This window comes from Micropruina glycogenica, from assembly GCF_900289045.1.
GTDB classification, from domain to species: Bacteria; Actinomycetota; Actinomycetes; order Propionibacteriales; family Propionibacteriaceae; genus Micropruina; species Micropruina glycogenica.
On the sequence record NZ_LT985188.1, the window covers coordinates 2,737,175 to 2,750,381 of the forward strand.

Consider the following 13,207-nt stretch of genomic DNA (forward strand, 5'->3'; position numbering starts at 1 on the left):
TAAGTCCTAGCATCGCCTGAATCGATTAAGAAGGGCAAGTCGCATGAGCGAGCGGACGCCGCCGGTCACCATGAAGGTGGTCGCCGAGCGGGTGGGTGTCTCGATCGCCACAGTCTCGAACGCCTTCAGCCGCCCCGATCAGCTCTCGGCGCAGCTTCGCGCCGACATTCTCACCGCAGCCGACGCTCTGGGCTATGCGGGCCCCAACGCCACCGGACGGGCGCTGCGCTCGGGCCGTACCGACGTGTGCGGCATTCTCTACGAGGGCGAGTTGGCCAACACGTTTCTCGACCCCTACTCGGTGCTGTTTCTGGCCGGCCTGAGCGAGTCGGTCGAGGCGGCCGGCGCGTCGGTGTTGTTGATGAAGTGGCTGCCCGACGACGAGTCCCGCGGGGCGCTGCGGCGGGCGGCCATCGACGCGCTGGTCGCGCCGTCGGTGACGGCCGCGGGAGCCGACCTCGAACCGCTGCGGCGACGCGGGGTGCGCGTGGTCGGCACCCAGCAGGCGCCGTTCGGCGACTGGGTGGGCATCGACAACATCGAGTCCGGACGGCTGGTCGGCACGCACCTGGCCGCCCTCGGCCACCGCGACGTGGCGGTGATCGCCCCCACCGGCACCGGTGAGCTCGCCGACGTCGGCTACCGCCCCGACCGGGCGACCCCCGGCGTGCCGTCCCCGTCGTACCAGGACGATCGGCTGCGCGGCCTGTGGCAGACGCTGCCGGCGGGTTCGTTGCGTGTGGTGACGTGCGCCACCAACACCCGGCAGGCCGGACGCGAGGCCGCCGCGCGGGTACTGGACGCCGCCGATCGACCCACGGCCCTGGTCGCCCTGAGCGACGTGGTCGCCCTGGGCGTACTGGACGCCGCCCGGGTGGGCGGCCTCACCCCGGGCCAGGAGGTGTCGGTGGCCGGGTTCGACGACATTCCCGACGCCGCCTACACCGGGCTGACCACGGTGCGGCAGCCGATTCGTGAGAAGGGGCGGCTGGCGGGGCTGCTCGCGATGGACCCCGACTACCCCCAGCGGCAGATCACGCTGCCGATCGACCTGGTGGTGCGCAGTAGCACCGGCCCCGTGACGCCGTCCGCCTGAACCCATCGACACCAGAACACGGAGCACACACGTGCCGGGTTGGGTGCCACGATGCTCGCCGTGGTGGTCAACGCCAATCTGGCGGCGGCCGCCGCGGGCGGCGCGGCGCTGGCCGCCTACGCCGTGTGCGCGCGCCTGCAAGTCTTCGCCGGCATGCCGGAGGTGGGCATCAGCCAGGGCCTGCAACCGATCACCGGCTACAACTTCGGCAGCGGCAACCTGGCCCGCACCCTGCGCACCCGGCGGTTGGGACTGTTCGCCACCTTGGGCTACGGCATTCTTGCCGCGGTGGTGCTGAGCCTGGCGGCCGACCCCCTGGTGCGACTGTTCGTCAACGACCCCGCAACCACCACCCTCGCCGCGAACGCCCTGCGCATTCTGTCGGTGGGCATCGCCGCGGCCGGGGTGGCGCCCCTACTGGCCGGCTACTACCAGGCGATCGGCCGGGCGACCCCCTCGTACCTGATCTCGATCGGCACCGTCGTGGTGATCAAACTGCCTCACGTGCTGGTGGCCAGCGCCCACTCGGCCGAGGCGATCTGGGTCGCCCTCAGCGCCGGCGAGTGCCTGGCGGCGCTGGCCGCGCTGGCGCTCTCACGGTATCGGCGCACGGCCTAAGAAACTGTGTCGAGCGTCGTCAAATGAGTCGATTTACGAAACGAAACTTTCAACTTTATGATGCTGAGTTGCGCGCAGGGCAGCCGTACGCGCGGTCTCTGCGGTACACCTAGTCAAACCGTGTTTACAGCCGCCGACAGAGCATTTTCGATAAATGCGCGCTGCATTAATACAGACGACTTAGGGAAGCCTAACGATGCTTGTGCGGCTGCATTTCGAGGATTAATCTGACGTCAATCGAAGTAGTCCGAACCATCAACCGGGAGGTTGAGATCATGAGCACCGCATCCCTCGTCAAGTCCTGTGGCACCACCGCCTGCGCGTTCAACAACGGCGGCTGCACGGCCATCGCCATCAACGTCGGGGGCGCCGAGGCGGCCTCGTGCACCACGTTCATCACCCTCGACGCCCGCGCCGGGCTGGCCTCGGCCGACGGCCAGGTTGGTGCCTGCAAACGCCTCGAGTGCGTGCACAACACCGATCTGCTCTGCACCGCGGGTGAGATCAGCGTCGGCGACAACGCCGACTGCCTCAGCTACTCCGTGGCCTGAGCGCCTGACCGCTAAGTAAGCGCTACTCCACTCGCCTCGACGAGCTGGCCGATTCGATCGGCCAGCTCGTTGTCGTTTTCGACCACCCGGTCGAAGGCGACGAAATGCACGCTCACCCGGCCCAGGTCAACCGACATCAGGGTCAGCCCGCTGCGGTCGACGTCAACGACGAACACGTGGCCCTCGGTGTGCGGGCAGGCCGCCTCATCGCGCACCGACAGGGTGACCCCCGGTACGAAACCGGACGCCACCGCGTACGCCAGGCCGGTGAGTTGCGCGACGGGCAGTTGGCCGAGCACTTCGCGCGCCGTCCACTCCTGATCGGGGTCGGGGTAGCTGCCGCGGCACTCGACCACCTCGTCGTAGGCGAACGGCAGTACGCCGGCGATGTCGTGCACCAGCACCCGGTCGGAACGAACGACACCCAGCCGTCCGCCCGGTGCAGTGGCCAACTCGACCAACTGGGGGTCGAGGGCCGCCTCGGTCAGGTAGTCCTCGATGAGGTCGCCGGCCAGCCATTCGAGCTCACCGAGCAGATGGACGGCGCACGCGGTGATGCGCACCTCCCACTCGGGCGCCTCTTTGACCACGTCGAGCCGCACCCGAAGCGGGGTCGAGTTCCACGTGGTGACCGGTATCTCGCGATCGGTGAGGCAGGCCACCACCAGGTCACCGTGCGCGCTCAGCCCGTGACTCAGCGCGCCGGCCTCCACGAGCGGGGCGAGGTCGTAGGCGACCAGAGAGGCGCGGCCGGCACCGGCCAGCAGCCGCCGGGCGAGTGAGAGCGACCGTTCGCGCAGGGTGTCGGCCTGCACGGTGTGGTTGGACTGCACGTGACCCCCTGGTCTCGGCGTTGAAACGAAATCCGTAAGGGGAGCCTAACCTAAATCTGGCCAGAGCAAAGGGCGATCTCACATCACCGTTGGTCGAGACGCTTCTATGTCTTGTCAAGGGTGGTCGTGTTGAGGTGTCGGAAGATTTGGCGGGCGATGTAGCGCTTGAGGCAGCGTCGGATTCGGGGTTTGGTTTGGCCTTGCTGTTTGCGTTTCTTGACGTAGGCCTTGGTGGTTTCGTCGTGTCGCATGCGGGTGTTCGCGATGGAGTTCAGGGCTGAGTTGAGTTGTCGGTCGCCGGTGCGGTTGAGGCGATGATCCTTGGAGTTGCCCGAGGAGATCTCCAGGGGGCAGACGCCGCCGATCTTGGCGAAGCCGGCTTCGTCATGGATGCGGCCGGGGTGAGACCAGACGGCGAGCACAATGGCGGCGTTGATGGGTCCGAGGCCGGGCAGGTCGAGCAGGGTTGGTTCGAGTTCACGCACGAGGGCGTTGATGGCTTTCTCGTTGCTGTCGAGGTCGGCGTCCAGGGTGTGGATGCGGGTGGCGAGGCGGTGCGCTTCGGTGCGGGCGATCCGGGCCAGGGTGGTGTCGGTGGGCCGCTTGCGCCAGCCCGCAATGAGGCTGATGTGGACCTTGTTGATTCCCTTGCGGGCATCGATGTCGAGGTTGTGGGTGCGTAGCAGCGCGGTGAGCTGGTTCTTGGAACGGGTCCGGTCGCGTCGCATGCTGTCGCGGGCGGTGAGCAGGATCTGCAGCGCGGCACGGGTATGGCCGGCGCGTCGGTCGGCGAGCCGTTCGCTGTCCTTGGGTAACGCGCCGCGGGCAGCGACCAGGGCATCGATGTGGTCGTTCTTGCCGCTGCCACGAGCCCGTTTCGGCGAGGGTGCGTCGACGACCCGGTAACCGCGTGCGGCGAGCAGCTCGGCTGCCTGGGCGCCGTAACTGCCGGTGCCTTCCATGCTGATCAGCACCTGGTCGACAGCTGGGTTGTCGTCAACACTGGTGCGGCGGCTGATCCAATCCACGGCCCGCAACAAGCCCGCGGCATGGGTGGGGAACTTCCCGTGGGTGATCTGGCCGCCGCTACGGGTCTCCACGATCGCGTAATGATGAGTGGCGGCGTGGGTGTCCACACCCACCACATAGGTGTAGGTATCTGCAACGATGGCCATCGGTGTCTGAGCCTCCTGTTTTCGGGATGTTGGGCATCGAGCCGGTCGAACCGGCGCGGCCATCCCGGGGAAAGAGTCACCCGTGGCGTTACTGTGATCGGTCACCCCGCCAAAGCGGTGGGACGGGCTTCTATCAGGCCAACGAGTGGGCCGGGATGGTCGGCCGGTTCTCCGTGCACGAGCCGGACAGATCTCGACCAAGACACCCCGCACAATTGCGGACGGTCAGCTTGTCGAAGGGTCACGACCCGCACACGAACAACCGGTCCCACCACCCTGCCAGCTAGCCCCAGGCCAGCCACCACCAACTCTCACAGCTTGTCGAGAGTTGCTGGGCCAGCGCGCTCGTGACCGCGGACGGCACTGCGTCGGCCAGTGGTCGGCCGCGGCGTCGTAGTCGCCGCCGAACGCGGCGATCAGCCGCGCGGCGAGCAGCCGGAACTCGCCCGCGGCTGCGTCCGCATCACAGTGTTGGATCACGACCGTCGCACCGGGCCGGACGGCCGCCCAGTCGGCGGCCCAGTTGGTGACCCGTGCGGACGCTCCCCCGCCCGGCGCCCCGGTGACCAGCACCGGAACCCGCAGCGGTCACAGCGGTTTCGAGTGCTGCGCGGTGCACGGACAGGCCGAACCGGGCCCGTCCGAACGCGGCGTGAACGGCTGCTGCCCGGACGGCGGCGTCCGGGGTCTGCTCGGGCGGGTGCAGCCGGTCGATCAGGTGCTCGAAGTCGGCCAGCACCCGGCTGCCCAGTTCGTCGGGGCTGCCGTAGTCGGCGACCGGAAAGCCGGAATGGCGCACCCGCTGCCGCAGCGCATCGAGCCTCGCGGCGTTGGTGGGTCGGGCTCGCTGTAGAGCGCCTGATGATCGGACGGCAGCCCGTTCACCCAGGCGGGGTCACGCAGGTAGAAGTAGGCGTGACCGGCGGCGTCGGGGTTGTTCAGCACCCCGTCCGGAATCTCGAGTTCGGTCACCGAGCGGTGCAGGTCGTCGGTGAGCCAGCCGAACCGGGCGGCCAGGTCGGGGTCGACCTCGCCGGGCACCCAGCCGTAGCCCTGGCCCAGCAGCCCGATGAAGTACGGCCGGGTGCGCTCGATCTCGGCCAGGCAGATCGGCAGCACCGCCCCCTCGGCTGCCTGCTCGGTGGTCACGCCCCAGCGCAGGTCGACCTCGCTCCACGCGATGCCGCGCTCTTGGCAGCGCCGGCGCAGCAGCGGGAACACCGCTTGACCAGCTCGTCACGCTCGGCCTGCATGTCGCGAAACGTCGACGACACGAACACCCTGATCGGGAGGTCGTCGCTCATCTGCGCACCCTACTGCCGGGCTGTTCGCCACGCCCTGCCACGACAGTGTGAGTTTGGGCGTTGTCTTGCATACCCAGACTCACAGTGTCTTTCGGCGGCGGGTAACGGCAATACCTGGCAGCGTGATGCCGGGCGGCGCAGAATCGAGGCGACGAGAGAAGGAGAACCCCATGCAATCGGTGACACTCAACAACGGCGTCGAGATGCCGCTGCTCGGCTTCGGCGTCTTTCAGGTCAACGATCCCGACGAATGCGTGGCGTCGGTGGCGGCTGCGCTGCAGGTGGGCTACCGGCTGCTCGACACCGCGGCGGCCTACGGCAACGAGGCGGCGGTGGGCCAGGCGATTCGCGAGTCAGGGGTGCCGCGCGAGGAGTTGTTCGTCACCACCAAGTTGTGGGTGCAGGACGCGAGCGAATCCGCGGCCCTGACCGCCTTCGAGAAATCGCTGGACCTGCTCGGGCTCGACTACCTCGACCTGTACCTGATTCACCAGCCCTACGGCGACTACTACGGCGCCTGGCGCTCGATGGAGCGCCTGTATGGGCAGGGCCGAGTCAGGGCGATCGGAGTGTCGAACTTCTACCCCGACCGGCTGATCGACCTGACCCTGCACAACGAGGTGGTGCCCGCGGTGAACCAGATCGAGGTGCACCCGTTCTTTCAGCGCGCCGACTACCAGCAGTTGATGGGCGAGCACGGAGTGCAGATCGAAGCGTGGGGGCCGTTCGCCGAGGGCCGCAACGGGCTGTTCACCAACGCTGAACTGGCCGCCATCGGCGCGGCACACGGCAAGTCGGTCGCCCAGGTGGTGCTGCGCTGGCTGATTCAGCGCGGGGTGGTGGCGATACCCAAATCGGTGCGGGCCGACCGCATCGCCGAGAACTTTGACGTGTTCGACTTCACCCTGAGCGAGGCAGAGATGGCCGCCATCGCGAATCTTGACCTGGGGGCCAGCCAGTTTCTCGACCATCACGACGTGGCCGCGACGCTGCGGTTGAGCGGGTCCAAGATTCACGACTGACGGGGCGACCACTGCGACCGGCAAGTAGCCACTTGACAGGCAAGTAGCCGCTTGCATAACGTGGCCGCATGGCCGACGTCTACCACGCCCTGGACGACGAAACCCGACGGCTGATTCTCGACGAACTGGCTCGCCGCAACGGCCAGAGCCTGTTCGAGCTGTGCAGCGCCTTGACCATGCGGCACGGCATCGGCTCCACCCGGCAGGCGATCTCACAGCACCTCGCGGTGCTCGAGGCCGCGGGCCTGGTCACGACCGAACGCCGGGGGCGCACCAAACTGCACCACTTCAACCGCGAACCGCTCGCGGTGATCAACGAACGCTGGCCGCCCGCCGGAAAGGATCTCTGATGCGCATTCACCTGACCAGCATCTTCGTCGACGACCAGCGCGCGGCGCGCACCTTCTACACCGAGGTGCTCGGCTTCGAGGTCCGTCACGAGATTCCGCTGGGCGACGACTTCTGGCTGACCGTGGTGTCACCCGAGGCACCGGACGGGCCGGAACTGCTGCTGGAGCCGTCCGGACACCCGGCGGTGAAGCCCTACCGCGACGCGATGCTGGAGGACGGCATACCGCTGGCCCAGTTCACCGTCGCCGACCTGCAGGCCGAGTACGAGCGACTGACCTCGCTCGGCGTGCTGTTCACCCAACCGCCCACCGACATCGGCACCGCGCACGTCGCCGTCTTCGACGACACCTGCGGCAACCTGATTCAACTGGTGGCGATGAAGCCGGCAGCGACCTGAGGTTCGGCTGTTGGCCGACTGGCTCGGCGGGGGCAGTATGAAGCCCATGACCCTCGGCATCACCGGTGCGACCGGACGACTCGGCGGCCGCATCGCCACCCGGCTCGCGACGGCCGGTGTCGAGCAGCGGCTGCTGGTGCGCGACCCGTCCCGAGCGCCCGACCTGCCCGGCGCGCGTGTGGTGCAGGCGTCGTACGTTGACACTCCGCAGGTGCGGGCGGCACTCAGCGGCGTGACCACGTTGCTGATGGTGTCGGCGTCCGAGAGCGCCGACCGGGTGGCGCAACACCGTGCGTTCATCGACGCTGCGGCTGCGGCCGGGGTGCGCCAGGTGGTGTACATCTCGTTCTACGGCGCGGCGCCCGACTGCACGTTCACCCTGGGCCGCGACCACCACGCCACCGAGCAGCATCTGTTGGCCAGCGGCCTGGCGTGCACGTTTCTGCGCGACAACCTGTACGCCGACTTTCTGCCCGCCCTGGCCGGCCCCGACGACGTGATCCGCGGCCCCGCCGGTGACGGACGGGTCGCCGCCGTCGCCCAGCGCGACATCGCCGACGCCGCCACCGCGGTGCTGCTCGACCCGACGGCACACGTCGGCGACACGTACGACCTGACCGGCCCCGAAGCGCTCAGCCTGGCCGAGGTGGCGGCACTGCTGAGCGAGGCCGAGGGACGTCCGGTCAGCTATTACGACGAGACCATCGACGAGGCGTACGCGTCGCGGGCGTCGTACGGCGCCCCCGACTGGCAGGTGGACGCCTGGGTGAGCACCTACACCGCGATCGCCTCGGGTGAACTGGCCGGGGTGACCGGCGACGTCGAACGCCTCACCGGGCACCCGGCCACGAGCTTCGCCGACCTGCTGTCCGCCGGCGACGCGGCGTACTGAGCCATGACTGAGCGGACGGCGACCGAGGCCGACCTTCACCGGGTGGCCCGGGGCATGCCGTTCGTCACGGTCGAGCAGGACGGCACCACCCGTCCGATCTATCAGGTGGGCCGCAAGTCGTTCGTGTTCTTTCGCACCCCTCGTCCGGACGCCTTCGACCCCGTCACCGGTGAGCGCTACGACGATGTGGTGGTGATCTGGGTGGACGGCGAGGCCACCAAGCAGGGGCTGGTGCAAGACCCGAGCACCCCGTTCTTCACCACCCCGCACTTCGACGGGCACCCCTCGGTGCTGCTGCGGTTGACGCGGGTCGGCGAACTAACCGTGAGCGAACTCACCGAGGTGATCGAGGACGCCTGGCTGGCCCGGGCGTCCGAACGGCGGCGCACCGATTGGCTGCGCGAGCACGGCTGATCGCACCGGCGCAACACGAACGCCCACCCCCCCGTTATCCCGGCGAACGCCGGGATCTCTCCCAACCCAAGCCGGCGAGAAGGTTGCGCTAGAGATCCAGGGCCGAGCGCGGGATGACGAACTTGAGTCCGACTTTCGCCCTCAATGAACACCCTGGAAGCCGAAGCTGAACACCAACTTCTCACCCGCGGGCAGCCGGTACTGCGGGTGCGTCCTGGCCCCCCAGGAGTCGTCGCCGGCCACTCCGCGACGCATCAGCGCCGGACGCACCACCGTGTGGTGAATCGGCGGCAACTCGTTGGGGTGCGTGGCGTTCTCGATCTCGAACGGGGTCCACGGCAGAGCCGAGAACTCCATACCCCCCGGACAGTCGAAGCGAAGTCCCAGCCCCCGGTCGTCGGTGACGCTCGCCCAGCGCACGCCGGTGTGACTGCCCGCCTCTTGCGGCCTCACGTACGGCGTCAACTGATCGCGCACCTCGCCGTGGTAGACGCCGAGCCGGGCCCCGCCGCGACGATCGAGGTAGCACTCGTCCGGCCCCTCGCCGTACCAGGTCAGCCGGTGCAGGTCGGCCGAGGCGGTGAACAGCATGCCGAACTCGGGCGGGTCGCCCAGCCCTTCACCCGGCGTCGCCGTGATCGTGACGCCCACGTGACCGTCGCCGCCGACCCGGTAGGTCGCCACGCAGCGCCCACCGGGCGTGGTGGGCAGCAGGTAGGTGTAGGTCACCTCGACGGCCCCGTCGGCCACCCGCACCACGGGCGTGGACGATGGGGTGTCGGGCCTGGCGTAACGGCTGGCCAGCAGCCACTGCCCGTCTTCGAACGGCGCACCCCAGCCCCGCTCGTTCGAGGTGGGCGCGTGCCAGAAGTTCGGCCTGGGCGGCCCCGCCAGCAACTCGTTGCCACCGTCGGGGGTGAACCCGTAGCGGTACGACACCAGCCCGCCGTGCAGCTTGCTGAACAGCGCCAAGAAGTGCCGCCCGCGCACGCCGATGTTGTGCAGGCCGTCGATGAGTTCGGGGGTCTCGACAACCTCGACCGGCGATTTTGTCTCGACGAGCTCGAGTGACGCAGAGACCTCGAACACCCACTGGTCGGACGCGACCTCGTACCCGGCCTGTGCCCACTGCGTCGTTTCACGAAGCGTGAACGACACGTCGACGGTGTATTCACCGGGCGTCTCGGGCAGCGCGAACGGCAGTTCGTAGCGAGTCGTGCCACCCGGCGCCACAGCCGTCTCGACCACTCCCCCGGCCAGCCGGACGCCCTCGCGTGCCAGTTCGACCACGCACTGGTACGCCGACGACTCGGTGAACAGCAGCCGGTTGGTGACGGCGAAGTCGGTGCGCGTCACTTCGATCGAGAGGCCCTGGTACAGGTACTTCACCTCTTGCACGATCGGCTTGGGCGAATGGTCGGCGAACACGATGCCGTTGGCGCTGAAGTCGTAGTCGCTGGGGGCCTCGCCGCAGTCGCCGCCGTAGCCGAAATAGCGCACGCCGTAGCGGTCGGTCAGCGCGATCGCCTGGTCGGCGAAGTCCCAGATGAACCCGCCCTGAAACAGCGGCTCGCGGTAGGCCAGATCGAGATAGGCGTCGACGGCGCCGAACGAGTTGCCCATCGAGTGGGCGTACTCGCACAGAATGAACGGCTTGTCGGGGTGTTCGGCGATGAACCGCTCCACCCCGGTGGCCGGGGTGTACATCTGGCTGTACACGTCGGTGGTGTCGGGGTGGCGCGGGTCGTGGGTGACCCCCTCGTAGTGCACCGGACGCGAATCGTTGGCGCGAAACCAGTCGGCCACGGCCAGAATCGTGCTGCCCCCGTACGACTCGTTGCCGCACGACCACATCACGACGCAGGGGTGGTTCTTGTCGCGCTGCAGCAGGTTCGCGGCCCGGTCGAGCAGCACCGGCCCCCACTCGTCACGATCGCCGGGCACCAGGTCTTCGAGCGTGATGAGGCCTTGAAACAGCCCATCCCACTGCGCGTGCGATTCGAGGTTCATCTCGTCGATCACGTACAGCCCGTATTGGTCGCACATCTCGTAGAAGAACGAGTTGTTCGGGTAGTGGCTGGTGCGCACCGCGTTGACGTTGGCCGCCTTGAGCAGCACGAGGTCGGCCTCGGTCTGCTCGCGCGACATCACGCGGCCCTGCAGCCCGAACTCGTGCCGGTTGACGCCCTTGAACACGATGCGCTCACCATTGATCGTCATCAGGCCGTTCTCGATGCCGAAGCGCCGCACGCCCACCTGCTGCTCGATCACCTCGGTGAGCTGACCGTCGGCGTTCAGCACCTCGAGCACGAGCCGGTACAGGTGCGGGTCTTCGGCGCTCCACAGCCGTGGTTCGGCCAGCGTGATCGACCAGGTGTCGTCGCCGGCCTGGCGCAGGTCGCCGACGCCGTCGAGTCGGGCCCGGACGCTGCCCGTCCCCTCGATCGCCACACGGACGCCCACCACGGCCGACGCGAGGTCGTCCAACACCTCGGTGGTCACTCGCAGGTCTTCGACGTGCACGGCGGGGCGCCGGTACAGCACAACGTCGCGAAAGAGCCCCGAGAACCGGTAGAAGTCCTGGTCTTCGATCCACGACCCGGCGCTCCACTTGAACACCTGCGCGGCCAGCTTGTTCTCGCCCGGCACCAGCGCGTCGGTGAGGTCGAATTCCGAGGGGGTGAACGAGTCGGCGCCGAAGCCGATGTAGTGCCCGTTGAGCCACACCGCGACGGCACTCTCGGCACCCTTGAACGACACGCTGAGCCGCTCACCCTCGGCGAGGGGGTGGCCGAGTGTGAACCAGGTGACGTAGCTGCCCACCGGGTTGTACCGCTGCGGCACCTGACCCGGCCGCACGTTCTCGTGCCCGTCCCACGGGTACTGCACGTTGACGTACTGCGGCCGGTCGTAGCCCTGCAACTGGATGTGCCCGGGCACGGCGATGTCGGCCCAGCCCGAGGTGTCGAAGTCGACGGCCTCGAAACCCGACGGCACGGCTGCGGGGTTCTTGGCGTAGTGGAACTTCCACAGCCCGTTGAGGTTCTGTTCGAAGCTACTGACTGCGGCGGCGGCCTCGGCACTGGACGCGAACCAGCGGTGGTCGGAATGCGGCGCCAACCGGTTGTGGGCGAAGAAGGTGGGGTCTGCGATTCGGGCGGAATCGAAGCCATCTCGACGAGCTCGATCAGCGGCAGGCAACTCTGGTCGCTGATCGAGCTTGTCGAGATCCTGTTGGGTTGAGGTCACTTGATGGCTCCTGTGATTCCTTGGGCGAAACTGCGCTGCAGCACGAGGAAGATCACCATCGTGGGCAGCCGGGTCAGCATCGTCGCCCTGCGGGTCGAATGTTGACGTTAACTTAGCAGGCTGCCCCGCGTTCGTCAGCAGGCTTCGGTTTAGAACAGGTAACGGATGTTTACGTCACCAAACACGGATGCGATGCGCTACAGTCACGCCATGCCCAGTGGTGCCGGTCGAGGACGACCCACGCGCGGCCCGTCCATCGCCGACGTCGCGCGGCTGGCCGGCGTGTCGGCCCAGACCGTCTCACGGGTGTCGACCGGTGCCGACCCGGTGCGCGACGACACCCGCGACCGGGTGCTGGCGGCGATGCACCAACTGGGCTACTCGCCCAACCGCGCCGCACGGGCGCTGCGCAACGGCAGGTTCGGCACCATCGGGCTGCTCGCGCACCGGTTCGGACGCACCGGCGAGGCGCTGACCACCGAGGCGGTCGTCGAGGCTGCGGCCGAACACGGACTGTCGGTCACCCTCTTGGACGTGCACACCCCCGAACCCGATAGCTGGAAGGACGCCGCCCACACGCTGTCGCAGCAATCCATCGACGGCCTGGTGATCATTCCCTCCCAACAGGCCACGCCCGACTCGCTCGTGCTGCCCGCCGGCCTGGCCGTCGCGGTGTCGGACTCGCGGCTGCTCGGTCACTACCCCTCGGTGGTGGCCGACCAGATACAGGGCAGCGAGTTGGCCGTCGAGCACCTGCTGGGCCTGGGGCACCACACCATCCACCACATCGCCGGGCCGGCCGACTCAGAGCCGGCACTGGTGCGCGCCAGCACCTGGGAGCAGCGGCTTCGGCGCGCGGGCATTCGTCCACCGCAGGTCGTTCGGGGCGACTGGAGCGCCCGCTCGGGGTACGCGGCCGGGCAGCAGCTGGTGGGCGACGACAGCATCACCGCCGTGTACTGCGCCAACGACGAGATGGCGTTCGGGTTGATTCGCGCGCTGCACGAGCACCGCATACGGGTGCCGCAGGACGTGTCGGTGGTCGGCTTCGACGACATCGCCCTGAGTGGGTACTCGTCGCCACCGCTGACCACCGTTCGGCAGGACTTTCACCAGATCGGACGCGAGCTCGTGCGGCTCGTGCTGGCGCAACTCGGTGCCGAGAAGCTGCCGCGCTCGGGGCCGGTGCTGATACCGACCGAGTTGATCGTGCGCGAGACGACGGCCCCACCGGGCCGGTGAGCGACGCAACAATGGTGCCCGAACCTCCGACGCCGACGTGGAGCCGGTTGCTGTTCTCTGGAG

15 protein-coding genes are annotated in these 13,207 nt (G+C 68.2%); 9 read left to right on the forward strand and 6 right to left on the reverse strand.

The features are described 5' to 3' along the window. The first annotated feature begins 43 nt into the window (after positions 1 to 43). From MPLG2_RS12800 to MPLG2_RS12810, 3 genes are all read left to right on the forward strand, one after another. Entirely contained in the window at positions 44 to 1,096 is a 1,053-nt protein-coding gene (locus MPLG2_RS12800) for a LacI family DNA-binding transcriptional regulator (RefSeq protein ID WP_105186469.1), read from the forward strand. Between the two features lie 51 nt (positions 1,097 to 1,147). After that, positions 1,148 to 1,714 (forward strand): MATE family efflux transporter, encoded by a 567-nt coding sequence (locus tag MPLG2_RS12805; protein WP_158681179.1) that lies wholly within the window; start codon positions 1,148 to 1,150, stop codon positions 1,712 to 1,714. 275 nt (positions 1,715 to 1,989) lie between these two features. Continuing rightward, a complete protein-coding gene (locus MPLG2_RS12810) occupies positions 1,990 to 2,265 on the forward strand; it encodes a DUF1540 domain-containing protein (protein WP_105186471.1) in 276 nt (91 codons plus the stop codon). A gap of 11 nt (positions 2,266 to 2,276) precedes the next feature. Here the strand turns inward: MPLG2_RS12810 and MPLG2_RS12815 are convergent, their stop codons facing one another. The 5 genes from MPLG2_RS12815 to MPLG2_RS19865 form a co-directional block, all read right to left on the reverse strand. After that, on the reverse strand, positions 2,277 to 3,098 hold the full coding sequence (locus MPLG2_RS12815; protein WP_105186472.1) for a hypothetical protein: 822 nt from the start codon (positions 3,096 to 3,098) through the stop codon (positions 2,277 to 2,279). Between the two features lie 104 nt (positions 3,099 to 3,202). Continuing rightward, complete coding sequence (locus tag MPLG2_RS12820) at positions 3,203 to 4,273, reverse strand: IS110 family RNA-guided transposase (protein ID WP_158680754.1); 1,071 nt, start codon at positions 4,271 to 4,273, stop codon at positions 3,203 to 3,205. A 463-nt stretch (positions 4,274 to 4,736) separates the two neighbouring features. Beyond that, complete coding sequence (locus MPLG2_RS12825; RefSeq protein WP_105186473.1) at positions 4,737 to 5,012, reverse strand: hypothetical protein; 276 nt, start codon at positions 5,010 to 5,012, stop codon at positions 4,737 to 4,739. Next, on the reverse strand, positions 4,988 to 5,494 hold the full coding sequence (locus MPLG2_RS12830) for a DUF4062 domain-containing protein (protein ID WP_231935653.1): 507 nt from the start codon (positions 5,492 to 5,494) through the stop codon (positions 4,988 to 4,990). The genes MPLG2_RS12825 and MPLG2_RS12830 overlap by 25 nt, the downstream gene beginning before the upstream one ends. Continuing rightward, positions 5,419 to 5,577, reverse strand: coding sequence for a DUF4062 domain-containing protein (locus MPLG2_RS19865; RefSeq protein WP_105186475.1), 159 nt, complete (start codon positions 5,575 to 5,577; stop codon positions 5,419 to 5,421). Before MPLG2_RS19865 ends, MPLG2_RS12830 begins: the two co-directional genes overlap by 76 nt. A gap of 170 nt (positions 5,578 to 5,747) precedes the next feature. On the opposite strand from MPLG2_RS19865, the gene MPLG2_RS12840 reads away from it, so the two are divergent. From MPLG2_RS12840 to MPLG2_RS12860, 5 genes are all read left to right on the forward strand, one after another. Next, positions 5,748 to 6,599 carry an aldo/keto reductase gene (locus MPLG2_RS12840; protein WP_105186476.1) on the forward strand — a complete coding sequence of 284 codons (852 nt, stop codon included), beginning with the start codon at positions 5,748 to 5,750 and terminating at the stop codon, positions 6,597 to 6,599. A 68-nt stretch (positions 6,600 to 6,667) separates the two neighbouring features. Further along, entirely contained in the window at positions 6,668 to 6,949 is a 282-nt protein-coding gene (locus tag MPLG2_RS12845) for an ArsR/SmtB family transcription factor (RefSeq protein WP_105186477.1), read from the forward strand. Next, the gene (locus tag MPLG2_RS12850; RefSeq protein WP_105186478.1) at positions 6,949 to 7,347 is read left to right on the forward strand and encodes a VOC family protein; all 399 of its coding nucleotides are present in this window, start codon (positions 6,949 to 6,951) and stop codon (positions 7,345 to 7,347) included. Before MPLG2_RS12845 ends, MPLG2_RS12850 begins: the two co-directional genes overlap by 1 nt. Before the next feature lie 46 nt (positions 7,348 to 7,393). Next, positions 7,394 to 8,239 carry an SDR family oxidoreductase gene (locus MPLG2_RS12855; RefSeq protein WP_197709936.1) on the forward strand — a complete coding sequence of 282 codons (846 nt, stop codon included), beginning with the start codon at positions 7,394 to 7,396 and terminating at the stop codon, positions 8,237 to 8,239. A gap of 3 nt (positions 8,240 to 8,242) precedes the next feature. Then, a complete protein-coding gene (locus MPLG2_RS12860) occupies positions 8,243 to 8,653 on the forward strand; it encodes an MmcQ/YjbR family DNA-binding protein (RefSeq protein WP_105186480.1) in 411 nt (136 codons plus the stop codon). 141 nt (positions 8,654 to 8,794) lie between these two features. On the opposite strand, the gene MPLG2_RS12865 is transcribed toward MPLG2_RS12860, so the two are convergent. Beyond that, positions 8,795 to 11,902 (reverse strand): glycoside hydrolase family 2 TIM barrel-domain containing protein, encoded by a 3,108-nt coding sequence (locus MPLG2_RS12865; RefSeq protein WP_197709937.1) that lies wholly within the window; start codon positions 11,900 to 11,902, stop codon positions 8,795 to 8,797. A gap of 210 nt (positions 11,903 to 12,112) precedes the next feature. Here MPLG2_RS12865 and MPLG2_RS12875 point away from each other — a divergent pair, with 210 nt between their 5' ends. Then, on the forward strand, positions 12,113 to 13,144 hold the full coding sequence (locus tag MPLG2_RS12875; protein ID WP_105187660.1) for a LacI family DNA-binding transcriptional regulator: 1,032 nt from the start codon (positions 12,113 to 12,115) through the stop codon (positions 13,142 to 13,144). Positions 13,145 to 13,207 lie beyond the last annotated feature (63 nt).

Excerpts from the sequence above, each read along its gene's own strand:
- MPLG2_RS12800 (WP_105186469.1), top strand. The coding sequence starts at position 44 with ATGAGCGAGCGGACGCCGCCGGTCACCATGAAGGTGGTCGCCGAGCGG.
- MPLG2_RS12805 (WP_158681179.1), top strand. The coding sequence starts at position 1,148 with ATGCTCGCCGTGGTGGTCAACGCCAATCTGGCGGCGGCCGCCGCGGGC.
- MPLG2_RS12810 (WP_105186471.1), top strand. The coding sequence starts at position 1,990 with ATGAGCACCGCATCCCTCGTCAAGTCCTGTGGCACCACCGCCTGCGCG.
- MPLG2_RS12820 (WP_158680754.1), bottom strand. The coding sequence starts at position 4,273 with ATGGCCATCGTTGCAGATACCTACACCTATGTGGTGGGTGTGGACACC.
- MPLG2_RS19865 (WP_105186475.1), bottom strand. The coding sequence starts at position 5,577 with ATGAGCGACGACCTCCCGATCAGGGTGTTCGTGTCGTCGACGTTTCGC.
- MPLG2_RS12840 (WP_105186476.1), top strand. The coding sequence starts at position 5,748 with ATGCAATCGGTGACACTCAACAACGGCGTCGAGATGCCGCTGCTCGGC.
- MPLG2_RS12845 (WP_105186477.1), top strand. The coding sequence starts at position 6,668 with ATGGCCGACGTCTACCACGCCCTGGACGACGAAACCCGACGGCTGATT.
- MPLG2_RS12850 (WP_105186478.1), top strand. The coding sequence starts at position 6,949 with ATGCGCATTCACCTGACCAGCATCTTCGTCGACGACCAGCGCGCGGCG.
- MPLG2_RS12855 (WP_197709936.1), top strand. The coding sequence starts at position 7,394 with ATGACCCTCGGCATCACCGGTGCGACCGGACGACTCGGCGGCCGCATC.
- MPLG2_RS12860 (WP_105186480.1), top strand. The coding sequence starts at position 8,243 with ATGACTGAGCGGACGGCGACCGAGGCCGACCTTCACCGGGTGGCCCGG.
- MPLG2_RS12875 (WP_105187660.1), top strand. The coding sequence starts at position 12,113 with ATGCCCAGTGGTGCCGGTCGAGGACGACCCACGCGCGGCCCGTCCATC.